Below are 25,952 nucleotides of genomic sequence, written 5' to 3'. Positions count from 1 at the left end.
AATTTATGATAGAAAGTCTATCATAAATTCATGTGGACGCAATCGCCTCGATCAGCGCATGCTTGGCGTGAGGGACAGGTGGATGAACGAACGGCGCAAATCTTTGGAAACGCAGGACAAGTTGCTGGATCGCGGCTGGCATCTGGCGCGCACGCCGCTGGAAATCGACGTCACCGAGGTCGAATACGCGCTGATGCGTTCTTACGAGGCGTTCGGCCATTGGCAGGCCGAGTGCCTGGCCACGGTGATCGAATTCGCCGCCAGCGGCCCGGAGAACGCGCTGCTACACATCTTACGGATGAACGACCGGCCGAAGAGCGTGCGCGATCTCGCGCAGATGACCAATCGCGACGACATCCCCAACATCCAGTACAGCCTGCGCAAGCTGTTGAAGGGCGGGCTGATCACGCGCACCGGCAGCGGTCGGGCCGGCGTCACCTATGAGGTGACGCCGCTCGGCCACCGGGTGACGGAGCGCTATGCCGACATCCGCTCGGTGCTGCTCATCGAGGCGGTGAAGCGCATTCCCGAAATGGCCGACAAGCTCGAGGATGTCGCGCGGACGCTGGAACTGATGACCGGCATTTACGAACAGGCGGCGCGCGCCGCCGCCACGCATCGCCGCCGCCACCCGCGGCCGGAGCCCGGCGACAAGGACGACTAACCCCGGGACGCCTGCGCGGTCTGGACTTGGCCCTGCACGCTGGCCTGGCTCTGCGCCTTGGTGGTGATGAACACGCCGGCGGTGATGATCACGGCGCCTGCCCAGGTCAGCAACTGATAATGCTCGCCGAGGAAGAGCGTGCCGGCGAACAGCCCGACGGCCGCCGCCACGTAGCCGATCTGGCTGAGATAGACCGGCCCGCCGACAGCCTGCAGACGGAAGAAGAAGGCAAACATCGCCGAGGCCGAGGCCACCTGGCCGACGACCACCAGCGGCACGCCGGCCAGCGGGGCGAAGGCGGATTTGCCCAGAAGCGTCGCGATGCCGATAAGGAGCAGCGTGGCCGAGGCCAGATGGCTGCCGACGGCAAGCTCGATCGGCCCGGTGCCTTCCGGCCAGTCTACGGTGCGGTAGATGTTGCCGGCGGCCAGGCTGACCGGAATGAGCAGCCCTATCGCCACCCAGAAATAATCGGCCGGCTGGCCAGCCTCGCCGCGTGTGAGGGCAACCATCACGGCGCCCACGAAGCCAACGGCAATGCCGACGACGCCGAGCAGGTTGGGCCGCCTGACCCCGAGCAGGATCGAGAACACCAACGTCACCACCGGCGAGAGCGTGAACATGATGCCGGTATAGCCGGCGCCGAGATGCGGGATCGCCGAAAACATCAGCAGATTGGGGATCGCATAGGAGATCGCCGCGGTGACGAAGAAATAGCGCAGCTTGTGCCACGTCAGCCGGATGCGTTCGCCGCGCAGCAGGATAACCAGGAGCAGCACGCCGCCTGCCCCGAGCGAGATGACGAAGGCCCAGACCATGGCCGGCACGCCGGCGGCGGTCGCCAGCTTGCCGAAAGGCAGTGTCATGCCGAGCAGGCCGCCGGTCACGACCAGAAGGCCGATCGCCGAATCCCAGAGAAACTTCATCCGCTCGATCCTCCGCGGCCGGCCTTGGCTGCCGCTCTATTCTAAGGTAACATATCACAAAGATTCTTAGTATCAAGATACTTTTTGGTGAGACATATGGATCGCGCGGCAAAAGCCATCGAACAGTGGCGCCGGGAACGGCCCGATCTCGACGTGTCGCCCATGGGGGTCATCGGGCGCCTGAACGAGGTCTCGACGCTGATCGCGCGCGATCGGCTGGCGCCGGTCTTCGCCCGCTTCGGACTGCAGGCCGGCGAGTTCGACGTACTGGCGACATTGCGCCGTTCCGGCGCGCCCTATGCGCTAATGCCGACCGAGCTTTACGAGGCGACGATGGTCACCTCCGGCGCCATGACCGCCCGGCTCGACCGGCTGGAGAAGGCCGGACTGATCCAGCGCGCGCCGCATCCCAGCGACCGGCGCGGCGTCGTCGTCCAGCTCACCGCCAAGGGCCTTGCCCTAGTCGACACCGCGCTTGCCGCCCACGTCGCCAACGAGCACGAAATCCTTGCCGGCCTGACGGAAGCCGAGCGGGAGATACTGGCGAAACTGCTGGAAAAGCTGATCGTCAGCCTTTGAGCAAAAGCAATTCCAGGAAAAGTGTGTGGGCGGTTTTCCGTCCGGAATTGCGTAAGAACAAAAGGATAGAGCGATTCAGCGTTTCTCTGAAACGGTGAAGCGCTCTATCGATTGGCGGCAAGGCCAAGCCGGTCGGCCATCCGGATGAGATCGGGCAGCGTTGCGGCCTTCATCTTGCGCATGGCCTGCGCGCGGTTGACCTTGACGGTGATTTCGCTGACGCCGAGTTCCGCCGCGACCTGCTTGTTGAGCAGGCCGGTGACGACCAGCGCCATCACGTCGCGCTCGCGCTGGCTGAGCGTGGCGAAGCGTTCCTGAAGCCCTGCCCCGAAAGCCGCGTCGGCCCGCGCCGCCCGGTCCCTCGCCAGGCCGGCCGCGACCGCGTCCAGCAGGTCCTGCTCGCGGAAAGGTTTCAGGAGGAACTCCACGGCGCCGACCTTCATGGCGCGCACCGACATCGGCACATCGCCGTGGCCGGTCAGGAAGATGATCGGAATGGTATCGCCGGCGGCGGTCAGCCGCGCCTGGAAATCCAGCCCGCTCGGGCCTGGCATGCGCACGTCGAGCACCAGACACGATGGCGCCTGCGGGCGTGTGTGCCGCGCGAACGCGTCGACGGAAGCGAAGGCGCGGACCTCATAGCCGACCGAACGCAGCAGGCTGTCCAAGCCGTCGCGAACCAGCGGGTCGTCATCGACCACATAGATCGTCGCCTCCGGCTCCTGCACGATTTCAGTCCTTCGCTTCGCGGATCGGCAGCGTGAAGCCGAACACGGCGCCGTTGGGATAATTGGGCGCCGCGTAGACGGCGCCGCCATGAGCCTCGACGATCGAGCGGCTGATCGCAAGCCCGACGCCCATGCCGCCGGGCTTGGTCGAGTAGAACGCATCGAAGACCTTGTCGGACGAACCCGGAGCCAACCCGACGCCGCTGTCGCGCACGCTGAGCGTGATCTTCTCGCCATCGGTGGAGAGGCTGACCAGAAGATCGCGCTCGTCGGCGCGGCCGGCCTTGATGGCGTCGATGGCATTGACCACCAGATTGAGGATGACCTGCTGCAGCTGCACGCGGTCGCCCGCAACCATCGGCACGTCGTCCGCCAATTCGGTGCGCAGCGCGATCTGGCTGCTGCGTATCTCGCCCTGCGCCAGCGCCAGCGTCTCCTGCACAAGTTCGGCCATGTCGACCGGTCCTTGCGAGGAGGGCGTGCGCGCCGCCAGGTTACGAACGCGGCCGACGACGTCGCCGGCGCGGCCGGCTGCTTCGACGATCCGCTCGAGCGCCAGGCGGGCTTCGCCGTCATTGGGCGGCGAAGCGCCGAGCCAGCGAATGGCGGCGCTGCCGTTCGCGGCGATGGCGGCCAGCGGCTGGCTCACCTCATGGGCGATCGATGTGCCGAGTTCCCCCACCAGCATCACGCGCGACATGTGGGCAAGCTCGGCCTGCGCCTGCCGGGCGGCGATGTTGGCGGCTTCGATCCTGAGCGCCATATAGGTCGTGGCGCCGATCGCCAACAAGCTCAAGCCGCAATTGGCGAGCCCGGATTCGGGATCGCCGAAACGGGTGAGCAGGTAGCTGACGACGGTCAGGACAGCGCAGACCGCGCCGACCAGCATCACCGCGCCGGGGCGGGCCGTTCGCACCGAGATCAGGACGACCGCCACGTAAAGGACCGCGAAGGCGATTTCGAGATCGGTGACGGTGTCGGCAACGAATATCGCTGCCGAAAGCGCGGTGATCACCAGCCATAGCAGGGGCTTTTCGATGCGGCCTGCGGCACCCAGCTTCATCAAATCGTCCTCCGCCCTCGCTCGTCCTCTTATACAAGCGCGAAGGACGCAAAAGGATAGCGGCTTGCTCAGCTCGGATTTTCGAGCGTGAACAGATCCGCCTCATCGTCATAGGCGAAGTATTCGGCGTAGCGCGCGAGGCTGGTGATCGCCCTGACGGTGCTCGCTGCGTAGTCCTCTGACATGTAGTCCTCGAGCTCGTCGCGAAAGCGCCGGGCCGGCGCCTTGTGGCTCGGCCGTTCGTCTAGGATGCGGCGGATATGCGCTGCAAGAGGCACATAGGTCGCCAGTTGTTGCGCGAACAGCCGCTTGCGCTCGTCGACCTCGCTCTCGGCAAAGCGCTTGCCGGCCGCGGTGAGGCGCAGGTCGCCGCCCTCCAGTTCGGCGAAGCGCAGCAGCTGCAGCGTTTCGGCGACGGGGAACAGGTCGTCGATGTCGAGCCTGAGGTTGGCGGCGAGCGGCGGCAGATCCGCTTTGCCTTCATAAGGCTTGGCCGCGACTGTCTCGATCAGGCCGGCGAGTTCGTTGGTCGAGACCCTGGGCAGCACCATGGCGATGCCGGTTCCCGGGAAAAGCCCGTCCTTGGCTGGCACAACGGTGCCGGTCTTGGTCGTCATGCGCGCATAGATGTCCTCGACCAGCGCCCGGAAGGCCGGATCGAGCCGGTTGCGCGGCTGCGGCAGCTCGACCCTGATCTCGCCGATGACATGGCCGGGATTGGAACCGAAGATCAGGATGCGGTCGCACATCAGCACCGCCTCCTCGATGTTGTGCGTCACCATCAGGATCGCCTCGATCGGCATGCGCCCCTCGCACCAGAGGTCGAGCAGGTCGGTGCGCAGCGTCTCGGCGGTCAAGACGTCGAGCGCCGAGAACGGCTCGTCCATCAACAGGAGCTTGGGATGGACGACGAGTGCGCGCGCCAGGCCGACGCGCTGGCGCATGCCGCCCGACAGCTCCTTGGGATAAGCGTTCTCGTAGCCGTCGAGACCGATGAGGTCGATCGCAGCCAGCGCCCGTTTGCGGCGCTCGGCCGACAGGACGCCCTGCGCCTCCAACCCCAGCTCGACATTCTCCAGCACCGTCAACCAGGGAAACAGCGCAAAACTCTGGAAAACCACCGCGACCCCGGAGCACGGACCGGCGACCGGCTGCCCCTGGAACGTGACGCTACCGCCGGTCGGCCGGATCAGGCCGGCGATCACCCTCAGAAGCGTCGACTTGCCCGATCCGGAACGCCCGAGCAGGCCGACAATCTCGGCGGGGCGCAGCGTCAGGTCGACATTGTCGAGCACCAGCAATTGGCCGGACGCGCCCTTGTCGTAGCTTTGTGTGACGCCCTTGACGGCGACGAGCGGCCCAGTGTTGGCTAGTGTGTCCATGGTCTTATCCTCCAGGATCAATCGAGGCGCAGCCGGCGCTCGGCATAGATGTAGAGCGGGCGCCACAGGGTGCGGTTGAAGAGGGTGACGAAGAGCGACATCACGGCGATGCCGAGCACGACGCGCCGGAAATCCCCGGCATCGGTCGCCTTGGCGATGTAGGCGCCGAGCCCGTAGGCCTCGAGCTTGGTGTTGCCCCAGCTCGCCACCTCGGCGACGATGCTGGCATTCCACGAGCCGCCGGAGGCGGTGATGGCTCCGGTGACGTAGTAAGGAAAAATCCCCGGCAGGATGACGCGCCGCCACCATGTCCATGAGCGGATCTGGTAGACCGAGGCCGCCTCCTTGAGATCGGTCGGAAACGCCGAGGCACCGGCAATCACGTTGAACAGGATGTACCACTGCGTTCCCAGCACCATCAGCGGCGACAGCCAGATGTTCGGGCTTGCCCCGGTCGCGACGATGGCGACGACGGCGAACGGGAACAGCACATTCGCGGGAAACGCTGCCAGGAACTGCGCCAGCGGTTGCACGCGTTCGGCGACCGCCGGCCTAAGCCCGATCCAGACGCCGATCGGCACCCAGATGACGCTGGCAACCGCGATCAGGATGACGACGCGCAGCAGGGTCACCAGGCCACCGCCGAACGCCTCGCGCGCATCGGCCCAGGACAGGGTCTCGCGCATGTAGTCGAAGGCAGTCCAGGCGCCCCAGGCCGTCACGGCCAGCACCACGACGAGCCAGAGGCGGTCGACGATACGGCTCGAGCGCCCGGCGCTGGTCGACAGCGCCTGCGTGCTGCCGCCGTCGAAACGGACGAGCATCAGCCGATCCCATACCCAGCCAAAAGGCGCGGTCAGCCGCTTCATCAGCCGGGTGCGCAGCATGATGTCGTAGACCCAGGAGCGCGGCTTGTCCTGGCTGGCAGTCTGCTCAAAGCGGAACTTTTCCGCCCAGGCGACGATCGGCCGGAACAGAAGCTGGTCGTAGAGCACGATCAGCAGCGCCATCGCCCCGACCGCCCAGGCGACCGCGACAAAATTCTTCTGGTCGATCGCCATGGCCAGATAGGAGCCGATGCCCGGCAACTGCACGGTGGTGTTGCCGACGGTGATCGCCTCCGAAGCGACGACGAAGAACCAGCCGCCCGACATCGACATCATAGTGTTCCAGATCAGGCCGGGCGCCGCGAACGGCGCGTCGAGCCGCCAGAAACGCTGCCAGGCGGAAAGGCCGTAGCCGCGGCTCACCTCGTCGAGGTCGTTCGGCACAGTGCGCAGCGACTGGTAGAAGGAAAAGGCCATGTTCCAGGCTTGGCTGGTGAAGATGGCGAAGATCGAAGCGAATTCGGCGCCGAGTTGGCTGCCGGGAAACAGCCCCATGAAGAAGGTGACGGTGAAGGTGAGGAAGCCCAGAACCGGCACCGACTGCAGGATGTCGAGCGCTGGGATGATCACCAGCTCGGCGCGCCGGCTTTTGGCCGCCAGCGTCGCGACGATGAAGGTGAAGACGAGCGAGGCGATGATCGCCGCGAACATGCGCAGCGTCGTGCGCAGCGCGTATTCCGGCAGATTGCCGATGTCGAGCGAGACCGGGGCGCCCGCGAGCGTGTCGAGCGAAGCCCCCATGTCCCCGCTGCCGCGCAGCACCAGCGCAATCGTGGCGATCAGCAGGGCAAAGGCCACGAAGTCATAGCCGTTTGGCAACAGGCGGGTGCTGGTAAGGGCCGCGACGGCGCTTTGCCCGGAGCGATCTTTGGAAAGGAACATGGCGGGCCTCGGCGAGCAAAGGACGGCCGCCCGGACGCGGCAAATCCGCGCCCGCCAGACTGCTCGGGCGGCTATCCGGTTTCTGTTTGCGATTGAGCGATCGCCGACGGCGAAAGCGCCGTCCTTTTGTCACCGCCCCGGCCGGCCGTCAAAGCTGCGGTGGTATAGGCCGCTATACGAAGGTATAGCGGCTGCGATCTCCCTTTAGATGAGATCGTCCGTTAATGGCGGTCGTCGGGAAAGCTCGGTATCGGCATGAACTCGACGCCGTCCTCGGCGAGGCTTTTCGCCTCCTCCGGCGTCGCTTCGCCGTAGATGCCGCGCGCATCGGTCTCGCCGAAATGGATCTTGCGCGCTTCCTCGGCGAATTTGTCGCCAACATAGTCGGCGTTCTCGCGCACCTTCTCGGCCAGCGCCTTGAGCTGCGCCAGCGCCTGTTTCTGCGCCTCGCCCATGGCAAGCGCGACCTTCTCCTGTTTGCGCGAAGTCGAGACGGCCGGCGCCATCAGCGCCTTCTCTATCCTGTGCGAACCGCAGCTCGGGCAATCGACGAAGCCGCGCTTCTTCTGCGTGTCGAAGTCGTCATTGCTGCGGAACCACGCTTCGAACTCGTGCTCCTGTTCGCAGATCAGGGAAAAGCGGATCAAGAGGCCGCACCTCTCAGAAGCGGCCCCTCGCCGGCATTGACAGCAAAATCCCGCGCGTTCTTGAGATTGGGGATCTTGCGCCGCGCGGCGAGCGACTGCGCCGGATCGATCTCGGCGACGATCACGCCGGGCTCGTTATGCGCGGCCTCGGCGATGACGCGCCCCCACGGGTCGACGATCAGCGAATGGCCATAGGTCTCGCGCCCGTCCTCATGCAGGCCGCCTTGCGCGGCGGCGATGACATAGGCGCCGTTCTCGATGGCGCGGGCGCGCAGCAGCACATGCCAGTGCGCCTCGCCGGTCTGGCGCGTGAAGGCGGCGGGCACGGTCAGCACCTCGGCTCCGGCCATCGCCTCGGCGCGAAACAGCTGCGGGAAGCGCAGGTCGTAGCACACGGCAAAACCGAACTTCACCCCTTCGATGTCGGTGACCACCGCTTGCGTTCCCGGCTCATATGAAGCGGATTCGCGCCAGCTCTCGCCATTATCGAGATCGACATCGAACATGTGGATCTTGTCATAGCCGGCAATCGCGGAGCCGTCGGGCGCGAACAGGAAAGCGCGGTTGGCGAGCTTGCCGTCGGCACGCAGGATCGCGGTCGAGCCGATATGAAGATAGATGCCGAGTTCCTTCGCCAGCCGGCGCGCCGTCGCAAAGACGACGTCCTTGTCCTCGGTGGCGAAGACCGCCGCCTGCTTGTCGCGGACCAGCGCTCCGGTCATTTCCGGCGTCTGCACATAGGCGGCGCCCTGACCCGCGGCCTGGCGCACCAGCAATTCCATGTCGGCGGCGTTGCGCTCCGGGCTGGTGCCAGAACGCATCTGCACGGCGGCGGCTTTGAAGGAACCCATCGTCATCTCCCGTTGGCCAAAAGCATGTCGAGCCGGCCCTGCTCCTCCAGGTCATGGAGGTCATCGCAGCCGCCGACATGCGTGTCGCCGATGAAAATCTGCGGAAAAGTGGTTCGCCCACGCGCCTTGGAAATCATTTCCTGGCGCAGTTCCGGCGAGAAGGACGCATCGTGCTCGGTATAGGTCACTCCCTTGCGGTCGAGCAGCCGCTTGGCGGCGGTGCAGTAGCCGCACATCATCCTTGTATAGATCGTCACATCGACCATCCGCCGGCAATCCTTGCTGTGCATGGCGCCCCACGGTTGCGCGGAAGCGGCATGCACCTGAACAAACCCTCGAAGCCTATATAGTCGTGGACTCATCGGCCCGGAAGTCCCCCGGCAGGACGCGCGCGAAGGTGAGCACGTCGACCGCGCCGGCTCCGCCGCGCTTCAGCGCCTTGGCGAGCGCCCTCACGGTGGCGCCCGTGGTGTAGACGTCGTCGATGACCAGCACCCGGCGTCCGGCGATCTCGATCTCGGCCTCCGGCGCGACGCGGAATGCGGCGCGCACATTCTCCTCGCGCTCGTGGCGCTCCAGCCCGACCTGCTGGCGTGTCAGCTTGACGCGCCTGACCGCGGACGGCGAGTAGGGCAGGCCACTCAGCTTCGAGATTGCCCGCGCCAGTTCCGCCGACTGGTTGAACTGCCGCCGGAAGAAGCGCCGCCAGTGCAGCGGCACCGGCACGACCACGTCGGCCTCGGCGATAAGCTCCGCGCCGGCGCGCAGCATCCAGCGCGCCATCCACGGGGCGAGATCGGTGCGGTCCTGGTATTTCAGCCCCTGCACCATCTGCCGCGCAACGCCCGAATAGACCACCGCGGCCCGCGCCCGCTCGAAAGGAGGCGGATCGGCGATCGCTTCCGCCGACAGGAACCCTTCGCCCATGTCGTGGGTGAAAGGCGTGCCCATCACCGGGCACCAAGGTTTCTCCAGCAGTCTCAGCTTCGGCCAACAAGCACCGCACAGCACGCCGGGCTGCGACACATGGCGACGGCAGCCGGCGCAGACCGGCGGAAACAGCAGACGCGCCGGCAAGGCCAGCGCCTGCCTGGCGATATCCTTGACCGCGATGGTCTTGATCTTGTGCAGCGGATCGGCCACGTGAATGAAACCCCGCGCCACCATAGCACCAATGCGCCATGCGCGGACAACAGGAACCCGCCTTTGCAGCCCTTGATCGACACTGAGCTCTGGCTTGCGCACAAGCGCCGGGCGCTCGCCCGCCCGGTCGAGGGCGCCGATTTCCTGATGCGGCGGGTGGCCGAAGACCTCGCAGACCGGCTGGGCGCGGTCGAGCGCAGTTTTCAAAAAGCGGCGATGCTGTTTTGCCAGACGCCGGCGGCATCCGAAGTGGTCGCCGAGAGCAGCAAAGCCATCGAAATCCTGCGCGTGGAAGCCGACAAGGCCTTTCTGGCCGGCGCGGCCGGCATCGTGGCGCCGCCGGAGACGGTGCCTTTCGAGGCCGAGAGCCTCGATCTCGTCGTCTCCCTGCTCTCGCTGCAGGCGGCGAACGACATTCCCGGCATGCTCGCGCAAATCCGCCGGGCGCTGAGGCCCGACGGACTTTTCCTCGGCGCCTTCGCCGGCGCGGGCACATTAGCCGAATTACGCGAAAGCTTGCTCGCGGCCGAGACCGAGCTTTACGGCGGCGCCAGCCCGCGCGTTCTGCCCTTCACCGATGTCCGCGACGCCGGCGCGCTGCTGCAGCGCGCGGGCCTGGCGTTGCCGGTGGCCGATGTCGAAACGGTGACCGTGCGCTACGATACGCTATTCGATCTTGCCGCCGATCTGCGCGCCATGGGCGAAACCAGCCCGCTGGTCGACCGCAGCCGGCGGCCGGGCAGCAGACGGCTGTTCGCCCGTGCCGCCGAAATCTACGCCGAAAGGTTTTCCGACGCGGACGGCCGCATCCGCGCCAGCTTTTCGATTGTCTGGATGTCCGGCTGGGCGCCCGACGCGTCCCAGCAAAAGCCGCTCAAGCCGGGATCGGCCAAGGTCTCGCTCAAAAGCGTCCTTGAGAAACGCTCTTACTGATTGCGGAACTGCCTAAAGCGCGTCGCGTTGAAACGGATTCAGGCGACGCGCTTTAGGTCTTTGTTTTTATGCATGTCGTCCTCCCAAAACCGGGGGCACTTTTGGGCGACATGCATTAGGCCTAGTGATTGGCGAATATCTGGACAAGCCGGCTGTTGTTGTCGCTGAACAGAAATTGCAGCGCGTCCATGGCACGACCGATGCCGGCGACGATGGCGAGCGACAACACGGCGACGATCAAGCCGTATTCGACTGCGGTTGCGCCTGTCTCGTCTTCAATGAATTGCCGCAGCAGGTTCTTCATGATCATCAAATCCCTCATGCAGAAATTCTAATGCGTCATCCGTTAAGAAAGGTTAACGGCAAAAGCTTAATGGCAGGTGAAATGCCGCTGTCCCAAAAAAATCATTAACCATTCAGCAGTCGCCGCTGCGGCTGCCGTCATTGCGGATAACGCAGATCGAGCTCGGAAAAGGCTGCAGCACGCTGCGGCGAAGCGTATACGTATCACGACGACTGATCGATCCGGTGGCGGTCATATCCAGCCCACCGGCGAAGGTGTCACGACCGCTCGAGCGGGTTTCATTGTCCAGGAAAGGCGTTGCGATCAGGGCCAGCGCCACCGCGGCCGACCCGAAAAGCAGCGCGATCCGCAGCACGCCCATGCCGGCATCCACCGCGCGGAAGCTACGATCGGTCCGGATCGAGTCCCAGTCTCTGTCAAGGCTCATGCCGGTGTTTCCCGTTCGGAAAGACGATGTCGCCGCGCGAAACGGCTGCACTCAATTTTCCACGTCGAGATAAATCTTCCATTAACGCTGGCTAAAGCAATTCCGGAAAAAGCGCCGAACGTTCGCCGTTCCCCGGAGACAGCGAACTGCCTCAAGACACGGTCGCCGAATCACAAAAGATCGATGAGGAACTGGATCAGCGGCGCGTCCGCCGGCGGCATCGGATAGTCGCGCATCTGTTTTGGCCGGACCCACTTCAGCCCCTGGCCTTCCTTCGGCTGGGCGATGCCGCGGAAGCGGCGGCAGACGTAGAGCGGCATCAGGAGATGGAAATCGTCGTAGCTGTGGCTGGCGAAGGTGAGCGGCGCCAGGCATGGGATCTCGGTCTCGATGCCGAGTTCCTCATGCAGCTCGCGCACCAGGCACTCCTCCGGCGTCTCGCCGGGCTCGACCTTGCCGCCGGGGAACTCCCACAGGCCGGCTAGCTGCTTGCCCTCCGGGCGCTGCGCGAGCAGCACGCGGCGATCCGCGTCGACCAGCGCACAGGCCGCGACCAGGAGCAGGCGCCTTCCCGCTGTCTTGATCTCGTTCATGCGCCGGGCGGCCTGCGATAGTGGTAGCGGTAGACTTCCTCGAAGCCGAGCGCGCGGTAGAGCGCCAGCGCCGCGACGTTGCCGGCCTCGACCTGCAGCCAGGCTTCGCGCGCGCCGCGCAGCCGCGCCCACTTCAGCGCCGACAGGATGAGGTTGCGGCCATGGCCCTTCTTGCGGACCGACTCTTCGGTGGCGATCTCGAACAGCCCGGCAAGATCGCCGTCATGAACGCAGATCAGCGTCGCCAGCGGCTCGTTGCCGTCCTCGAGCGCAAACAGCCCCGCCTCCGGCTGGATGGCGCCGATGACCTCCGACAGGCCGGGCCGCAGCGAGGCGGCCGAGCCGCTTGTCCTCAGCGACGCGCCGATGAAGCGGCTGATGTCCTTGAGCGGGATCTGGTCCATGGCGGCGCCGAGCTCGGCCTCTTTCAGCGGCAGCCGCATCACCAGCGATTCGTCGAACCGGTTCCAGCCTGCCTCGTCGAGATGTTTTGACAAGACCTGCCCCGACAAGGGCGACATGCGGAAGGTCAATGGCCGTCCATAGGCGTCGAAACGCCGGGCAGCGCGGCCGATGCGTTCCTCGATGGCATGCGTGTCGCCCGGATCGAGCGGATTGACCGAGTTCAGCCGCTTGGCCGGGTGGCCGGCTGTCAGCCGCACCACCCATGTCCCGTCATAATGAACGGCGGCCGCGGGCCAGGCGCGAAACCCCGCCGCCTCGTAGCGGCGCACGACCGCAAGCACGCTTGCCGGATGCCGGGACACGGGCGCCGTCAGCTCCGGTAGTCGCCGTTGATGGCGACATATTCCTTGGTGAGGTCGCAGGTCCACACCGTAGCCTTGCCGCGGCCGATGCCGATATCGGCGCGGATGCGGATGTCGTCGCGCTTCATATAGGCCGAGGTCGCCTCCTCCGAATAAGCCGGATCGCGCTCACCCTCATGCGCCAGCCGGTTGTCGCCGAACCAGATCGACAGCCGGTCGCGGTCGGCCGGCTCGCCGGCCTTGCCGACGGCCATGACGACGCGGCCCCAATTGGCGTCCTCGCCGGCCACTGCGGTCTTGACCAGCGGCGAATTGGCGATCGAAAGCGCGATTCGCTTGGCCGAGCGCGCCGATTTGGCGCCGGTCACGGTGACTTCGACCTGCTTGCGCGCGCCCTCGCCGTCGCGCACCACCTGCAGCGCCAGCGACTTCAGCACCTTGCCGAGCGCCCGGCGGAAGGCGCCGAGCCGCGCATCCTTGGGGTCGCTGATCGCCGGCGCGCCGCGCGCGGCCGCCTTGCCAGTGGCGAAGATGAGCAGCGTGTCGCTGGTCGAGGTGTCGCTGTCGACGGTGACTGCATTGAAGGTCTTGGCCGTGCCGCGCGACAACAGGTCCTGCAGCACCGGAGCCGCGATCGGCGCGTCGGTGGCGATGAAGGAGAGCATCGTCGCCATGTCGGGCGCGATCATGCCGGCGCCCTTTGAGATCCCGTTGATGGTGACGTCGGCGTCGCCGAGCTTCACCGTCGCCGTCGCCACCTTGGGATAGGTATCGGTGGTCATGATCGCCTTGGCCGCCTCGGTCCAGAAATCCGGCTTGCCGTCTTTGACCAGGCCGGCAAGGAGATGGCTGAACTTGGTGGTGTCGAGCGGCTCTCCGATGACGCCGGTCGAAGCCAGGAACACCTCGCTCTCCGAGCATCCCGCGGCCTTTGCCGCCGCTTCGCCCGTCAGCGTCGTCGACGCCTTGCCTTTCTTGCCGGTGAAGGCATTGGCGTTGCCGGAATTGACCACCAGCACCCGCGCCTTGCCGGCGGGCAGGTTCTGACGGCAGTAGTCCACCGGCGCCGACGGGCATTTCGACCTGGTAAAGACGCCGGCGACGGTCGTGGCCGGATCGAACACCATGGCAAGCAGGTCGGTGCGGCCCTTGTACTTGATGCCGGCTTCCGCGGTCGCGATGCGGACACCCTCGATGACCGGCATTTTGGGATATTTCTTCGGTGCGAGCGGCGAAATCGTAGCGGACATCGGAACCCCGGGCGGCAATCAAGCGAAAGGAGGCCGGTTTGCCCGATAGCGCGCCGCCGCGCAAGGGGCGTTCTGGCCGCGCCTTGTCGGCTCGAACGATGGCTTGCAACCTTGGAACGCGGCGTTCCGTTTCATCGACAGGGCCAATATGATTGGCGTGCGACTCACCGGCTAAGGAATACCTCGATGAGTGAAACCGCCGCTCGCGGGCGCAGATCGATCGGCGCCAAGCGCAACCCGGAAAGCGCCGACGCCATCATCGAGGCGGCCGAGGCGGTGCTGCGCGAGGCAGGCTATTCCGGCTTCTCGATCGAGGCGGTGGCGCGCCGCGCCCGGGCAGGCAAGCCGACCATCTACCGCTGGTGGCCGAGCAAGGCGGCGCTGCTGATCGAGGTCTATCAGCGGCAGAAGCGTGTCGAGACGCCCGACACCGGCAACATCGAAGAGGATCTCGTCGGCTTCCTGAGGAACCTGTTCGCGCATTGGCGCGATACCCCGTCGGGCAACGTCTTCCGGTCGCTGGTCGCCGAGGCGCAATCCGATGAAACGGCGGCGTCAGCACTTGCCGACTATTCGAAAGGCCGTCGCGGCCATACCGGCCGCATCATCGAGCGCGCGAAGGCGCGCGGCGAGGTGGCGGCGGATGTCGACGCCGAGATCGTCGCCGACCTGATCGCGTCCTACGCCTGGCGGCATCTCTTGACCAACCGCCTCGACGAGGACGAAGCGACCATCCGTGCCGCCGTCCGCTATGTTGTCCGAGGAATAACCCCAGCCCGATAACGCGAAAGGGCGCCCGAAGGCGCCCTTTGCACATTTTTCAGGTCCGGCCGGATTACTTGCCGGCCTCCATCGTGTCGACCGCGGCTTTCAGCTTCGCGTCCGGGATCTCGACCTTGGCGGCGGCGCGCAGGTCCTTCACCATGGCGAAATACTTGTCGCGGATCACCGCCTGCTTGGCCTGGTCCTTGACGTCGTCGAAGGCCGGCGGCTGCTTGGCGCGCTTGTCCTCGACCTTGATGACGTGCCAGCCGAACTGCGACTGCACCGGCTCCTTCGAATATTTGCCGACCTCGAGCGCAAAAGCCGCCTTGTCGAATTCCGGCACCATCTGCCCCGGGCCGAACCAGCCGAGGTCGCCGCCATTGGTCTTGCCGCTCGGGTCGCTGGTGTGTTCGTTGGCGAGCTTCTGGAAATCGGCGCCGCCGTCGAGCTGCTTGATGATCGCGTCCGCTTCTTCCTTCGTCTTCACGAGGATGTGACGAGCGTGGATTTCGTTGACCGGCGGCGTGTTGGCGATTTCCTGGTCGTAGCGGGCGCGCACTTCGGCGTCCGTCACCTTGTCGACGACTTCCTTCTCGACGACCTCGCCATGCAGGGCGCGCGCCTGCAGGAAGGCCATGCGGCGCTGGAAGTCGGGATCCTTGTCGAGGCCGGCATCGACCGCCTTCTTGGCCATGACGCGGATCTCGATCGCGGCCGAAAGCGCTGCTGCGCGGCGCTGTTCCGGCGGCAATTGCGCGAATTGCTGCGAAAGTTCGCCTTCGGCGAGCTGAAGATCGGCCTCGGTCAGCTTCTCGCCATTGACGGTGGCAACCACGGCATTCGGATCGACAGGGGCCGCGGGAGCGGCGGCGGCGGCATCCGGCTGGGCGGGCGCCTGCGTGTTATCCTGCGCCATCGCCAGCGACAGGCAGAAAGCCGAAAGCCCGAAGGCCAGGCCAAGGCTGGCGAGCGAGGCACGGCGGAACGACAAGGACATCAAGATAAACTCCAATGGGGATTGCCAATAAGGATCGCGTGAGCGGAAGGGTTCCAGATCAGTCGGATTGTGGCGGAATTTGGCGTGGCCCATAGGGCTAACGCAGCGTTGACATCGATTGAGCCCCCTCTTATCTGTCCAACGACTTGGCGTCCAGAACCGTTTTCCGGGCGCTTTTTGCGTTTGTCCGCATTCACGCGGATTTGATGGGCCCGCCAGGCGCCTGTCGCAAACGGCTAAAACTACTATCGAAAGGGCCATTGGATGGTCAGTCTCGGCGCTCTCGCGCGTAAGGTTTTCGGCTCCTCAAACGACCGCCGAGTCAAGTCGACTCGGCCCAGGGTCGAAGCCATCAACGCCATGGAAAACGAGATGCGGGCGCTTTCCGACGCCGAGCTCAGAGGCCGCACGGAAAAATTCCGCCAGGATCTCGCCAACGGCGCTTCGCTCGATGATCTCCTGGTCCCGGCCTTCGCTACGGTGCGCGAAGCGGCCCGCCGTGTGCTCGGCATGCGGCCTTTTGACGTACAATTGATCGGCGGCATGGTGCTCCACAATGGCGGCATCGCCGAGATGCGCACCGGCGAGGGCAAGACGCTGGTCGCCACTCTGCCGGTCTACCTCAACGCCCTGGCCGAAAAGGGCGTCCACGTGGTCACCGTCAACGACTACCTGGCCAGCCGCGACGCCGAATGGATGGGCCGCGTCTATAAGTTCCTCGGCCTCACCGTCGGCATCATCGTCCACGGCCTCTCCGACGACGAGCGCCGCGAGGCCTATGCCTGCGACGTCACCTACGCCACCAACAACGAACTCGGCTTCGACTATCTGCGCGACAACATGAAATACGAGCGCGCGCAGATGGTGCAGCGTGGCCACGACTACGCCATCGTCGACGAGGTGGACTCGATCCTGGTCGACGAAGCGCGCACGCCGCTGATCATTTCCGGTCCGCTCGAAGATCGTTCGGAAATGTACAACACCATCGACGCCTTCATGCTGAAGCTCGGCCCGGCCGACTATGAGGTCGACGAGAAGCAGAAGACGACGATCTTCACCGAGGAAGGCACCGAGAAGCTCGAAAACCTGCTGACCGCGGCGGGCCTTCTGAAGGGCGAGTCACTCTACGACGTCGAGAACGTCGCCATCGTCCATCACGTCAACAACGCGCTGAAGGCGCATCTCCTGTTCCAGAAGGACAGGGACTACATCGTGCGCAACGGCGAGATCGTCATCATCGACGAGTTCACCGGCCGCATGATGCCGGGACGCCGTTACTCGGAAGGCCTGCACCAGGCGCTCGAGGCCAAGGAGCATGTGCAGATCCAGCCGGAGAACCAGACGCTGGCCTCCGTCACCTTCCAGAACTATTTCCGCCTCTACAAGAAGCTTGCCGGCATGACCGGCACGGCGCTGACCGAGGCCGAGGAATTCGGCAACATCTACGGCCTCGAGGTCACCGAGATCCCGACCAACCTGCCTGTCGCCCGCAAGGACGAGGACGACGAGGTCTACCGTACGGTCGACGAAAAATACAAGGCGATCGTCAAGGAGATCCGCGACGCCCGCGAGCGCGGCCAGCCGATCCTGGTCGGCACCACCTCGATCGAGAAGTCCGAACAACTGGCCGAGCGCCTGCGCAAGGACGGGCTGAAGGACTTCGAAGTGCTCAACGCCCGCCATCACGAGCGCGAGGCATCCATCGTCGCTCAGGCCGGCAAGCCCGGAGCCATCACCATCGCCACCAACATGGCGGGACGCGGCACCGACATCAAGCTCGGCGGCAATGCCGAGATGCGCATCGCCGAGGAACTCGGCGACATGCCGGCCGGACCCGAGCGCGAGGCACGCGAAAAGGCGATCAACGACGATATCGAACGGCTGAAGGAAAAGGCGCTCGCCGCCGGCGGCCTTTATGTGCTTGCCACCGAGCGCCATGAATCGCGCCGCATCGACAACCAGCTGCGGGGCCGCTCGGGACGTCAGGGCGACCCCGGCCGCTCGAAATTCTACCTGTCGCTGCAGGACGATTTGATGCGCATCTTCGGCTCCGAGCGCATGGACGGCATGCTGCAGAAGCTCGGCCTCAAGGAAGATGAAGCGATCATCCATCCCTGGATCAACAAGGCGCTGGAAAAGGCGCAGAAGAAGGTCGAGGCGCGCAACTTCGACATCCGCAAGAACCTCTTGAAATATGACGACGTTTCCAACGACCAGCGCAAGGCGGTGTTCCAGCGGCGCATCGAGCTGATGGACGGAGAAGGTCTGGCCGAAACCGTCGCCGAAATGCGCGACGGCGTCATCGAGGACGTCGTCGCCAAGAACATTCCCGAAAATGCCTATGCCGAGCAGTGGAACGTCACCGGCCTCAAGGAGGAAGTGGCGCAGTACCTGAATCTCGACCTGCCGGTGGAGGACTGGGTCAAGGAAGAGGGCATTGCCGAGGACGACATACGCGAGCGCATCACGGCCGCCGCCAACGCCGCCGCCAAGGAACGCGCCGACCGTTTCGGCCCCGACGTCATGACCTATGTCGAGCGCTCGGTGCTGCTGCAGACGCTCGATCATCTGTGGCGCGAGCACATCGTCAATCTCGACCATCTGCGCTCGGTCGTCGGCTTCCGCGGCTACGCCCAGCGCGACCCGCTGCAGGAGTACAAGGGCGAGGCCTTCGAGCTGTTCCAGGCCATGCTTGGCAATCTTGAGCAGGCCGTCACCGCGCAGCTGATGCGCGTCGAGCTGGTCCGCCAGGCCGCCGAAGCGCCGCCGCCTGAAGCCCCCGACATGTTCGGCTCCCACATCGACGGCACCACCGGCGAGGACGATTTCCAAGGCGGCGAGACCGCGGTTCTCATGCGCCAGGACACCAACGCCGTCGTCGCCCCCGAAAACCGCGATCCGAACAACCCTTCGACCTGGGGCAAGGTCGGCCGCAACGAGGCCTGTCCCTGCGGCTCCGGCAAGAAGTACAAGCACTGCCACGGCACGTTTGCCTGACGCCTCTTTTCCTTCTCCCCGTCACTATACGGGGAGAAGGTGCCCGAAGGGCGGATGAGGGGCAGCGCCGGCGTTCCGAAATCCTAGCGAAATACCCTCACAACAGCCCCGAACTCCGCGCGGCCGCCGCCGCCTCGCCGCGCGAGATCACTTCCAGCTTCTCCAGCACCGCCGAGACATGGTGATCGACCGTCTTTGGCGAGATGGTCAGCTGCGCGGCGATCTTCTTGTTGGAAAAGCCGCGATCGAGAAGCTGCAGCACCTCCATCTGGCGCTCCGTAAGACCCGCCTGGTTGGCGCGTGTCGCCTGCCGCGGTCCTCTGGCGATATGGCTGACACCGCTTTCGCGCATGAGGCCGCGGACGTGCTGCGCGACCGGCATCGCGCCAAGTTCCTCGAAGATGGCGAGCGCCTCGCGCTGCGCCGCCTGGTCGCCCTGCAGCAAGGCCATGCCCTGTTCGAAAGGCGCGCCCATGTCGGCCCATAGCGCGGTGGCGCCGCGCCAATCGCCAGCCAATTGCAAGCGATGCGGCTCGGCCATGCCGTCGGTCCGGCCGGGATCGCTGTCCGGCGCCAGCAGCTGCCGCCAGGTCGCCAGCTCGCCGAGCACCGCCGGTGTCGGCGCCAGGCTTTCGGCCAGCGCGATCAGGCGCAGCGCTTCATGCCTGTCGCCCTGGCCGAGCCAGGCCAGCTCCGCCATCACTTCGGCGAAGGCCACCAGCCGCTGCAGCTCCATGCCCTTGTCCAGGAAGCGCTTCATCTCTTCGACGACCGGCTCGGCCGACGGGTCGCCGCGGCGGATGCGCAGCCTTGCCAGCGCCACCAGCGACGGATAGCGCACCAGCGGCGTTGTTGCATCGTCGTCGACAACCTCATGCGCCAGGCTCGCGGCGTCGTCCCACAAGCCGCGCCGGACCAGAAGCTGCGCCTGCACGCCGCGCATGTAGTCGCGCCATGTCGCGAGATCGTTCTCGACGCAATAGGCGATGCCGCGATCGAGAAACGATCCGGCCTCGGCAAGGTTGAAGCTGTTCAACTCGACGCAGGCGCAGTTGGTGAAGGCGCGCGCCGCATGCTCCTGGAAATTTCCCGACAACGCGATGCCGAGGCTGCGGGCGAGGTCGCGTCGTCCTTTACGAAAATCCAGCCACTGCCCGGCGGCGCCGACATTGTTGAGGGCGTGACATAGAATGTCCGGCCGGTTGAGCCGCTCCGCCAGCGCGACAGCCTTGCCGCCCTGGGCAAGCGTCTCTTCGAGCCGCTCGGCCAGCATCGCTAACTGCGACAGGTTGGAATAGGCCATCGCCAATTCCGGGCTGTCGGGCGCCGTTTCCAGGAGCTCCACCGCCTGCGCCCCGAGACGGTCCGCTGCCTCGCGGTCGCCGAGCAGATAGGCAAAGCGCGACAGGCATCTGAGGCTGTCGCCTTCCTTGAGCCGATCGCCCAGCGCCTGGCGCAGTTGGCGCGCCCGGCCCTGCGCCTCCATCGCCGCGTCGATGCGGCCGATCAGATGGCACTCGAAGGCATGGCCCTCATAGAGCTCGGCCCGCTTTTCCAGCGGCAGGATATCGGCGTAGCGCAACGCGACCTCATAATAGCCGGCAGCATCGCGATGCGCGCCGACGCGGGACGCTTCGCGCGCGGCGACCGGCGCGAGCTCGCGCACCACATCCAGGTTCTGCGCCTCCACGGCGTGATGCACCAGCCTTGCGGTGGCGACCTGCGGATTTTCCCGCAACGCCGCCAGCGCCCGTTCATTGTATTCGCGGCGCTTGCTCGGCGTCAGCGCCATCTCGATGGCCGTGCGGGCGATCTCGTGCCGGAAGGCATAGCCGTCGCCGAAATCCTCGAGCAGGCCGTTGGCGACACACTCGGCAAGTTGCCCGGCGGCGGCAATGCCGCAAACCCCGCTCAGCGCCCAGGCATCGGCGCGGCGCGGAAACACCGAGACCGCGTCGAGCATCGAGCGGGCGCCGGACGAAAGCCGTTCGGCGCGCGACAGCACCGCGTCGCGCACGCTGACCGGCAGCAGGCTGTCTTTCTCCGCCGCCAGCAGCTCCGTCACGAAGAAGGCATTGCCCGCCGTGGCGCGATAGATGGCGCCGCCGTCGCGACCGGCGGCCGCGGCAAGCGACAGCACCGCCGTCTCGCTGAGCAAGGGAACTTCGATGCGCTGGATATTGCCGGCCGGGATTTCGCCCAGCGCGCGCCGAACCCGCATCTGGCCCTCGCTGCGGTCGGTCCGCGCTGTCACCAGAAGCAGGATATGCGTGGTCGCGATGCGCCGGCCGAGGAAGCGGACGAAATCGAGCGTCGCATCGTCCGCCCAATGCAGGTCTTCGATGACCAGGACGCTTGGCCCCTTGGTCTCGAAAACGTCGAGCGCGTCGGAAAAGAGCGGCAGCCTTTGCCCCTGCCTGGCGTCGATCGCCTGTGGCAGCTCCCAGCCCGCCTCGCGCGCGAGATCGTAGAGCGCACCGAGCGGATCGGGGATCGAAAGGTCCTCGCAGGCGCTGCGCAACAGCGCGGCGCCCGGCGCCATCCGCTGCATGAACGCCTCGACCAGTGTCGTCTTGCCGGCGCCGGCCTCGCCCGATAGCGCCACGACGCGGCCATGGCCTTGCATGGCGTCGGCCAGCAGGGCTTCCAGTTGCTTCAGCTGCGCCTGTCTTTCCAGAAGCATCGTCACTCTCGCCTATTGGAATGTTGTCGCGGCGGGCGCCGCTCGGATAGCCCGTAAGGCCGGACGGAAATGTGACCTTCCACACATTTGGGTGCCCACTTCCACAGATACAACGCTGCTGAGATAGGGAATCGTCCCGCCAAATATGGGGAAAGGCGCCGATGCGCGGCTTGTCCGAAGCTGGTTTCTGTCGGGTCGCGCTCAAACTCGGGCGCAGCAACGAAAGGAAAACGATCGTGCCTCGTTATCTGATTGAACGCACCTTCCCCGACGGGCTTCACGTGCCGATGAACGATGCCGGCGCAACCGCGATGGGCGGCGTCATCGCCCGCAACGCCGAAAAGGGCGTGACCTGGGTCCAATCCTTCGTCTCGCCGGACAAGTCGAAGAGCTTCTGCATCTATGATGCGCCCTCGCCCGAGGCGATCCGCAGCACGGCGCAGAAGAATTCGCTGCCCGTCGACAAGATCACGGAGGTGCGGGTCCTCGACCCCTACTTTTATCGCTGACCGGACGGATCGTGCCAGTCAGACCATTCCCGTCGCCGGCGGACCTGATGCCATCCCGGACGGCAAGAGTGCATCCGCCGCGGCGGACACCTTGCCACGGCGCGGCTTCATGCGACGGGCCGTGGCGGCGCTGTTTTCGTCCTTGCGAAACCGGCGCCGCCTCCTGCCTCCGCAGGACGACTATTTGAAGCGCGACATCGGCCTCGCGGAGCGGGAACTGCCGCGCGAATACTGGGAATATTGGTGGCATCAGCGCTGATCCAGGGATCGGCGACCATCCCTTTACCGATCGGCGCTGCAGGCGTTCGGAGCTGGCCTTGACCAGCCGGCCAACGCCTGCGCGCCGCAACCGAATTGGAGAGAAGAATGAGCATTCACAGTTTGACCCGAGGCCTCATCGGCGCCTCTGCCTCCGCCCTTATGCTTCTCGCCGGCGCGGCGACGGCGGAGACCGTCAACCCGCTCGCCGAAAAGGTGCGGGCGCTCGACAGCCGCTTCGAGGACGTCGCGGTGGCCAAGGCCGAAGGCTACGCGCCGATCCCCTGCGCCAGCGGCCTGACCGGCGGCGCCATGGGCATCCACTATGTCAATGCCGCTTACCTCAAGGACGACGCGGTCGACGTCGCCAAGCCCGAGGCGGTGATGTACGAGCCGATGGCCGACGGCACGCTGAAGCTGATCGCCGTCGAATACATCACCGCCAAGGGCCCGGCCTCGCTCGAAGGCCACCTGTTCAACTTCAACACCGCACCCAACCGCTACGGCCTCGGCCCGTTCTACGAACTGCATGTCTGGGCCTGGAAACCGAACCCCACCGGCGCCTTCGCCGACATGAACCCGAATGTGTCGTGCGACGCGATGAAGGGGATGTGAAGCTCCCTCTTCCTTCTCCCCGTTTCACGGGGAGAAGGTGGCCCGAAGGGCCGGATGAGGGGCGGCGCCGGCGTTTGCATTTTGCCCCCGCTTGTATCCGACAGACGATGGGCCCTCTGTTTAGGAACCGCCCGCAAAGAACCCTCTTCGACACGTTACTCACCCCAAACCTCCGAAAGCCGGCGCCGCCCCTCATCCGCCTGCCGGCACCTTCTCCCCGCATAGTGACGGGGAGACGGAAGCCCCTCACCCACCCTTTCTTAAGGTGTTTCGGATAGACCCAAACACTGGAAAATGGCGGAAAACGGAGAGTTCTGGGTGCGCTTTTCCGCGGCGACGACTGCCGGGCGGTTTTTGCCGCAGCGCTGGGCGCTGCGCATAAAGCCGCTGCTTGGCCGCATCGATGCCGTGCTGTTCACCGCCGACGAGCGCGGCGAAGCAGGGCGCATGTCGCTGATCGCCTTCTCCATCCGCATCATCAGCGCCTTCATCGCCTTCGTCAGCCAGGTGCTGATGGCGCGCTGGATGGGCTCGTTCGAATACGGCATCTCGGTGCTGGTCTGGGTGACGATGGTGATCGTCGGCAACCTCGCCTGCCTCGGCTTCCACACGTCGGTGATCCGCTTCATCCCCGAATATCGCGAGCGCGGCATGCTGGCCGAATTGCGCGGCATTGTGCTGGCCAGCCGGCTCTTCGTGCTCGTCGCCTCGACGCTGATCGCCGGCCTCGGCGCGCTGGGCGTCTGGCTCGCCTCGGACTGGATCGAGAACTACTACGTCATCCCCTTCATCCTCGGCGTCATATGCCTGCCGATGATCGCGCTGGGCGACCTTTTGCAAGGGCTGGCACGGGCCAATTCCTGGGCGCTGCTGGCGCTCTCGCCTACCTATCTGGTGCGGCCGGTACTGATCCTGGCGTTCATGGCGCTGATGCTTGGCCTGCATTACGAGCCCGACGCCAAGACCGCGATCTTCGCCTCGATCGCCGCGACCTACGTCACCACGCTCGGCCAGCTGATGGCGGTCACCTCGCGCATGGAAAAGAAGGTCCCGGCCGGACCGATGAAAGTGCATTTCGGCCAGTGGATCCTCGTCTCGCTGCCGATCTTCCTGGTCGAGAGCTTCTTCTTCCTGCTCACCAATGCCGACGTGCTGATGGTCGGCGCCTATATGGCTCCCAACGACGTCGCCGTCTATTTCGCCACGGTGAAGACGCTAGCGCTGGTGCATTTCGTCTATTTCGCGGTCAAGGCCGGCGTTGCCCAGCGCTACGCGCAGTTCACCCATGGCGATCCTGACAGGCTCGCCGCCTTCGCCCGCGAGACCGTGTCCTGGACGTTCTGGCCGTCGCTCGCGATGGCGCTGCTGGTGCTGGTGCTCGGCGAGCCGATGCTGGTGCTGTTCGGCCCCGAATTCACCGCCGGCTATCCGCTGCTGTTCCTGCTGGTGCTCGGCGTCGTGGCGCGCGCCGCCGTCGGCCCCTGCGAGAGCCTTCTGACGATGAGCGGCAACCAGAACATCTGCGCCGCCGTCTATGCCATGACGCTGGCGCTCAACATCGGCCTCAACGTCATCCTCATCCCGCTCTTCGGCCTCTGGGGCGCGGCGATCGCCACCAGCCTCGCCATGGTCTTCGAGGCGAGCGCGCTGTCCTTCACCGTCTGGCGCAAGCTCGGCATCGTCATGCTCATCTTCGTGCCCGCAAAGAAGGAAGTCGCCTGATGGCCGCCGCCGTCCCGTTGCTCGAAGAGACCAGCGGCGGCCCCGCCGGCGCCATGGTCTCCAATCTTGCCGGCCTGGCGCGCGAGGCCGACCCCGTCCATGTCGAGATCTTCGCCAACAACCGCCCGGAGCGGAAGCTCGCCATCTATCCGGCCTCGGCCGGCTTCGATCTCGTCGAAGAGCTCGACTATCTCAGCGCCCGCACCATCGAGCCCAACGTCTTCTTCAACCCGCGCTTCCTGGCCCCGGCAATGCCCCGGCTGGAAGACCGCGAGGTCAGGCTGGCCGTGATCCGCGACGGCGACGAGTACCGCAACCGCCTGCGGCTCCTGGTGCCGTTCTCGGTCGAGCGGCCGGCAATCCCGCTCGGCGTTCCGGTGATGCGCACTTGGTCGAGCCCGTTCGGCCCGCTCGGCACGCCGCTGGTCGACCGCGACGATCCGGTCGGCGTCATCGAGGATTTCTTCTCGATGCTGTCGCGGCCGCATCTCAAGCTGCCCAAGGTCTTTGTGCTGCCCGACATCAGGCTGGACGGTCCGGTGGCAAGCCTGCTGACATCCTTTGCCGACAGCCGCGGCCTGACGATGGTGACCACCGGCAAGGTCGAGCGCCCGGCGCTGCAGACAGACGCCGAGGGCGATGAGTATCTCAAAATCTCGCTACGCGCGCATCATTATCGCGAGTTCCGCCGCCTCAAGCGCCGGCTTGCCGACCAGGGCAGGCTGGAGCATGTCGTGGCGCGCGGACCGGACGAGATCCGCCACGCCATCGAAGCCTTCCTGACGCTGGAGGCGGCCGGCTGGAAGGGCCGCGAGCGTACGGCGATGGCTATCGACCGCTACCGCGCCGCCTTCGCCCGCGAGGCGGTGCACCGGCTGGCCGAGCAAGACATGTGCCGCATCCACTCGCTGACGCTTGACGGGCGCACCATCGCCTGTCTGGTCGTCTTCGTCGAAGCCAGTGTCGCGTACACCTGGAAGACCGCATATGACGAGACGCTCGCCGCCTTTTCGCCGGGCACGCTTCTGATGATCGAGGTGACGAAGCAGCATCTCGACGATCCCAACATCGTCATGACCGATTCCTGCGCGGTGCCCGACCACCCGGTGATGAGCCGGCTGTGGAGCGAGCGCAAGCCGATGGGCACGCTGGTGATCGGCCTGACGCCGGACGCCGATCGCCTGGCCCGCCAGGCGGCCTCGCAGCTGCATCTCTACCGCGAGACCCGCAACATGGCCCGCATCCTGCGCAACCGCATGCGAAGCCTGCTGAAAAGGCGCTAAAGCAATTCCAGGAAAAGTGTGAGCGGTTTTCCGTTCGGAATTGCGCAAAAACAAAGAGATAGAGCGGTTCGCCGGTTGCGGGGAACGGCGACCCGCG

The 25,952-nt window shown here is 65.5% G+C and carries 26 protein-coding genes; 10 read left to right on the top strand and 16 right to left on the bottom strand.

Annotation, left to right across the window (positions count from 1 at the left end; translation table 11 throughout):
• Window positions 1-82 precede the first annotated feature (82 nt).
• Window positions 83-664 carry a winged helix DNA-binding protein gene (locus FJ988_RS29750; RefSeq protein WP_246688698.1) on the top strand — a complete coding sequence of 194 codons (582 nt, stop codon included), beginning with the start codon at window positions 83-85 and terminating at the stop codon, window positions 662-664.
• Here FJ988_RS29750 and FJ988_RS29745 read toward each other — a convergent pair.
• Window positions 661-1,590 (bottom strand): DMT family transporter, encoded by a 930-nt coding sequence (locus tag FJ988_RS29745; protein ID WP_140822782.1) that lies wholly within the window; start codon window positions 1,588-1,590, stop codon window positions 661-663. The two genes, FJ988_RS29750 and FJ988_RS29745, sit on opposite strands and share 4 nt — an antisense overlap.
• A gap of 96 nt (window positions 1,591-1,686) precedes the next feature.
• Between FJ988_RS29745 and FJ988_RS29740 the strand changes: the two genes are divergently transcribed.
• A complete protein-coding gene (locus FJ988_RS29740; RefSeq protein ID WP_140822780.1) occupies window positions 1,687-2,169 on the top strand; it encodes a MarR family winged helix-turn-helix transcriptional regulator in 483 nt (160 codons plus the stop codon).
• 104 nt (window positions 2,170-2,273) lie between these two features.
• Here FJ988_RS29740 and FJ988_RS29735 read toward each other — a convergent pair whose 3' ends face one another.
• The 8 genes from FJ988_RS29735 to FJ988_RS29700 all read right to left on the bottom strand — a co-directional run bounded on the left by FJ988_RS29735 (window position 2,274) and on the right by FJ988_RS29700 (window position 9,752).
• On the bottom strand, window positions 2,274-2,897 hold the full coding sequence (locus FJ988_RS29735; RefSeq protein WP_210242790.1) for a response regulator transcription factor: 624 nt from the start codon (window positions 2,895-2,897) through the stop codon (window positions 2,274-2,276).
• A gap of 4 nt (window positions 2,898-2,901) precedes the next feature.
• A complete protein-coding gene (locus FJ988_RS29730; protein WP_140822776.1) occupies window positions 2,902-3,960 on the bottom strand; it encodes a sensor histidine kinase in 1,059 nt (352 codons plus the stop codon).
• Between the two features lie 68 nt (window positions 3,961-4,028).
• Window positions 4,029-5,342 (bottom strand): AAA-associated domain-containing protein, encoded by a 1,314-nt coding sequence (locus FJ988_RS29725; protein ID WP_140822774.1) that lies wholly within the window; start codon window positions 5,340-5,342, stop codon window positions 4,029-4,031.
• A 17-nt stretch (window positions 5,343-5,359) separates the two neighbouring features.
• Window positions 5,360-7,111: an ABC transporter permease subunit gene (locus FJ988_RS29720; protein WP_140822772.1), complete on the bottom strand. Its 1,752-nt coding sequence runs from the start codon at window positions 7,109-7,111 to the stop codon at window positions 5,360-5,362.
• 221 nt (window positions 7,112-7,332) lie between these two features.
• Window positions 7,333-7,758 (bottom strand): DUF1178 family protein, encoded by a 426-nt coding sequence (locus tag FJ988_RS29715; protein WP_140822770.1) that lies wholly within the window; start codon window positions 7,756-7,758, stop codon window positions 7,333-7,335.
• Window positions 7,755-8,609 (bottom strand): carbon-nitrogen hydrolase family protein, encoded by an 855-nt coding sequence (locus FJ988_RS29710; RefSeq protein WP_140822768.1) that lies wholly within the window; start codon window positions 8,607-8,609, stop codon window positions 7,755-7,757. The genes FJ988_RS29715 and FJ988_RS29710 overlap by 4 nt, the downstream gene beginning before the upstream one ends.
• A gap of 2 nt (window positions 8,610-8,611) precedes the next feature.
• Window positions 8,612-8,875 carry a glutaredoxin 3 gene (grxC, locus tag FJ988_RS29705; protein ID WP_140822766.1) on the bottom strand — a complete coding sequence of 88 codons (264 nt, stop codon included), beginning with the start codon at window positions 8,873-8,875 and terminating at the stop codon, window positions 8,612-8,614.
• A gap of 76 nt (window positions 8,876-8,951) precedes the next feature.
• Window positions 8,952-9,752 carry a ComF family protein gene (locus FJ988_RS29700; RefSeq protein ID WP_140822764.1) on the bottom strand — a complete coding sequence of 267 codons (801 nt, stop codon included), beginning with the start codon at window positions 9,750-9,752 and terminating at the stop codon, window positions 8,952-8,954.
• A 63-nt stretch (window positions 9,753-9,815) separates the two neighbouring features.
• On the opposite strand from FJ988_RS29700, the gene FJ988_RS29695 reads away from it, so the two are divergent.
• Entirely contained in the window at window positions 9,816-10,685 is an 870-nt protein-coding gene (locus FJ988_RS29695; RefSeq protein WP_140822762.1) for a methyltransferase domain-containing protein, read from the top strand.
• Between the two features lie 121 nt (window positions 10,686-10,806).
• On the opposite strand, the gene FJ988_RS29690 is transcribed toward FJ988_RS29695, so the two are convergent.
• The 5 genes from FJ988_RS29690 to argJ form a co-directional block, all read right to left on the bottom strand.
• Window positions 10,807-10,989 carry a Flp family type IVb pilin gene (locus FJ988_RS29690; RefSeq protein ID WP_140822820.1) on the bottom strand — a complete coding sequence of 61 codons (183 nt, stop codon included), beginning with the start codon at window positions 10,987-10,989 and terminating at the stop codon, window positions 10,807-10,809.
• Between the two features lie 112 nt (window positions 10,990-11,101).
• Window positions 11,102-11,416 carry a hypothetical protein gene (locus FJ988_RS29685; RefSeq protein ID WP_140822818.1) on the bottom strand — a complete coding sequence of 105 codons (315 nt, stop codon included), beginning with the start codon at window positions 11,414-11,416 and terminating at the stop codon, window positions 11,102-11,104.
• 170 nt (window positions 11,417-11,586) lie between these two features.
• Entirely contained in the window at window positions 11,587-12,009 is a 423-nt protein-coding gene (locus FJ988_RS29680) for a (deoxy)nucleoside triphosphate pyrophosphohydrolase (protein WP_140822760.1), read from the bottom strand.
• Window positions 12,006-12,755, bottom strand: a complete 750-nt coding sequence (locus FJ988_RS29675) for an N-acetyltransferase (protein ID WP_140822817.1) — start codon at window positions 12,753-12,755, stop codon at window positions 12,006-12,008. The genes FJ988_RS29680 and FJ988_RS29675 overlap by 4 nt, the downstream gene beginning before the upstream one ends.
• Before the next feature lie 29 nt (window positions 12,756-12,784).
• Window positions 12,785-14,026, bottom strand: a complete 1,242-nt coding sequence (argJ, locus tag FJ988_RS29670) for a bifunctional glutamate N-acetyltransferase/amino-acid acetyltransferase ArgJ (protein WP_140822758.1) — start codon at window positions 14,024-14,026, stop codon at window positions 12,785-12,787.
• A gap of 186 nt (window positions 14,027-14,212) precedes the next feature.
• Between argJ and FJ988_RS29665 the strand changes: the two genes are divergently transcribed.
• Window positions 14,213-14,809 (top strand): TetR/AcrR family transcriptional regulator, encoded by a 597-nt coding sequence (locus FJ988_RS29665; RefSeq protein WP_140822756.1) that lies wholly within the window; start codon window positions 14,213-14,215, stop codon window positions 14,807-14,809.
• Between the two features lie 52 nt (window positions 14,810-14,861).
• Here the strand turns inward: FJ988_RS29665 and FJ988_RS29660 are convergent, their stop codons facing one another.
• Window positions 14,862-15,788, bottom strand: coding sequence for a peptidylprolyl isomerase (locus FJ988_RS29660; RefSeq protein ID WP_140822754.1), 927 nt, complete (start codon window positions 15,786-15,788; stop codon window positions 14,862-14,864).
• Window positions 15,789-16,052: 264 nt separating this feature from the next.
• On the opposite strand from FJ988_RS29660, the gene secA reads away from it, so the two are divergent.
• Complete coding sequence (gene secA / locus FJ988_RS29655) at window positions 16,053-18,785, top strand: preprotein translocase subunit SecA (RefSeq protein ID WP_140822752.1); 2,733 nt, start codon at window positions 16,053-16,055, stop codon at window positions 18,783-18,785.
• Window positions 18,786-18,882: 97 nt separating this feature from the next.
• Here the strand turns inward: secA and FJ988_RS29650 are convergent, their stop codons facing one another.
• Window positions 18,883-21,468 (bottom strand): AAA family ATPase, encoded by a 2,586-nt coding sequence (locus FJ988_RS29650; RefSeq protein WP_140822750.1) that lies wholly within the window; start codon window positions 21,466-21,468, stop codon window positions 18,883-18,885.
• A gap of 236 nt (window positions 21,469-21,704) precedes the next feature.
• On the opposite strand from FJ988_RS29650, the gene FJ988_RS29645 reads away from it, so the two are divergent.
• The 5 genes from FJ988_RS29645 to FJ988_RS29630 all read left to right on the top strand — a co-directional run bounded on the left by FJ988_RS29645 (window position 21,705) and on the right by FJ988_RS29630 (window position 25,855).
• Window positions 21,705-21,977, top strand: coding sequence for a DUF4242 domain-containing protein (locus FJ988_RS29645; RefSeq protein ID WP_095767571.1), 273 nt, complete (start codon window positions 21,705-21,707; stop codon window positions 21,975-21,977).
• A 109-nt stretch (window positions 21,978-22,086) separates the two neighbouring features.
• Complete coding sequence (locus tag FJ988_RS31005; protein ID WP_181183722.1) at window positions 22,087-22,236, top strand: hypothetical protein; 150 nt, start codon at window positions 22,087-22,089, stop codon at window positions 22,234-22,236.
• 161 nt (window positions 22,237-22,397) lie between these two features.
• Window positions 22,398-22,850, top strand: coding sequence for a hypothetical protein (locus FJ988_RS29640; RefSeq protein ID WP_246688699.1), 453 nt, complete (start codon window positions 22,398-22,400; stop codon window positions 22,848-22,850).
• A gap of 318 nt (window positions 22,851-23,168) precedes the next feature.
• Window positions 23,169-24,572: a lipopolysaccharide biosynthesis protein gene (locus FJ988_RS29635; RefSeq protein ID WP_140822815.1), complete on the top strand. Its 1,404-nt coding sequence runs from the start codon at window positions 23,169-23,171 to the stop codon at window positions 24,570-24,572.
• The gene (locus FJ988_RS29630; protein WP_140822747.1) at window positions 24,572-25,855 is read left to right on the top strand and encodes a GNAT family N-acetyltransferase; all 1,284 of its coding nucleotides are present in this window, start codon (window positions 24,572-24,574) and stop codon (window positions 25,853-25,855) included. Before FJ988_RS29635 ends, FJ988_RS29630 begins: the two co-directional genes overlap by 1 nt.
• The last annotated feature ends 97 nt before the right edge of the window (window positions 25,856-25,952 follow it).

This window comes from Mesorhizobium sp. CU3 (assembly GCF_006442965.1).
Taxonomy (GTDB): Bacteria; Pseudomonadota; Alphaproteobacteria; order Rhizobiales; family Rhizobiaceae; genus Mesorhizobium.
Note: the sequence above shows the minus strand (reverse complement) of the source record. Positions and strands in the feature narration are given on the sequence as shown.

Bases quoted from the DNA above. Each gene is read 5' to 3' on its own strand.
- FJ988_RS29730 (WP_140822776.1), bottom strand. From the start codon at position 3,960: ATGAAGCTGGGTGCCGCAGGCCGCATCGAAAAGCCCCTGCTATGGCTG.
- FJ988_RS29725 (WP_140822774.1), bottom strand. From the start codon at position 5,342: ATGGACACACTAGCCAACACTGGGCCGCTCGTCGCCGTCAAGGGCGTC.
- argJ (WP_140822758.1), bottom strand. From the start codon at position 14,026: ATGTCCGCTACGATTTCGCCGCTCGCACCGAAGAAATATCCCAAAATG.
- FJ988_RS29720 (WP_140822772.1), bottom strand. From the start codon at position 7,111: ATGTTCCTTTCCAAAGATCGCTCCGGGCAAAGCGCCGTCGCGGCCCTT.
- FJ988_RS29745 (WP_140822782.1), bottom strand. From the start codon at position 1,590: ATGAAGTTTCTCTGGGATTCGGCGATCGGCCTTCTGGTCGTGACCGGC.
- FJ988_RS29665 (WP_140822756.1), top strand. From the start codon at position 14,213: ATGAGTGAAACCGCCGCTCGCGGGCGCAGATCGATCGGCGCCAAGCGC.
- secA (WP_140822752.1), top strand. From the start codon at position 16,053: ATGGTCAGTCTCGGCGCTCTCGCGCGTAAGGTTTTCGGCTCCTCAAAC.
- FJ988_RS29685 (WP_140822818.1), bottom strand. From the start codon at position 11,416: ATGAGCCTTGACAGAGACTGGGACTCGATCCGGACCGATCGTAGCTTC.
- FJ988_RS31005 (WP_181183722.1), top strand. From the start codon at position 22,087: ATGCGACGGGCCGTGGCGGCGCTGTTTTCGTCCTTGCGAAACCGGCGC.
- grxC (WP_140822766.1), bottom strand. From the start codon at position 8,875: ATGGTCGATGTGACGATCTATACAAGGATGATGTGCGGCTACTGCACC.
- FJ988_RS29710 (WP_140822768.1), bottom strand. From the start codon at position 8,609: ATGGGTTCCTTCAAAGCCGCCGCCGTGCAGATGCGTTCTGGCACCAGC.
- FJ988_RS29750 (WP_246688698.1), top strand. From the start codon at position 83: ATGAACGAACGGCGCAAATCTTTGGAAACGCAGGACAAGTTGCTGGAT.
- FJ988_RS29660 (WP_140822754.1), bottom strand. From the start codon at position 15,788: ATGTCCTTGTCGTTCCGCCGTGCCTCGCTCGCCAGCCTTGGCCTGGCC.
- FJ988_RS29650 (WP_140822750.1), bottom strand. From the start codon at position 21,468: ATGCTTCTGGAAAGACAGGCGCAGCTGAAGCAACTGGAAGCCCTGCTG.
- FJ988_RS29740 (WP_140822780.1), top strand. From the start codon at position 1,687: ATGGATCGCGCGGCAAAAGCCATCGAACAGTGGCGCCGGGAACGGCCC.
- FJ988_RS29680 (WP_140822760.1), bottom strand. From the start codon at position 12,009: ATGAACGAGATCAAGACAGCGGGAAGGCGCCTGCTCCTGGTCGCGGCC.
- FJ988_RS29630 (WP_140822747.1), top strand. From the start codon at position 24,572: ATGGCCGCCGCCGTCCCGTTGCTCGAAGAGACCAGCGGCGGCCCCGCC.
- FJ988_RS29640 (WP_246688699.1), top strand. From the start codon at position 22,398: ATGCTTCTCGCCGGCGCGGCGACGGCGGAGACCGTCAACCCGCTCGCC.
- FJ988_RS29690 (WP_140822820.1), bottom strand. From the start codon at position 10,989: ATGAAGAACCTGCTGCGGCAATTCATTGAAGACGAGACAGGCGCAACC.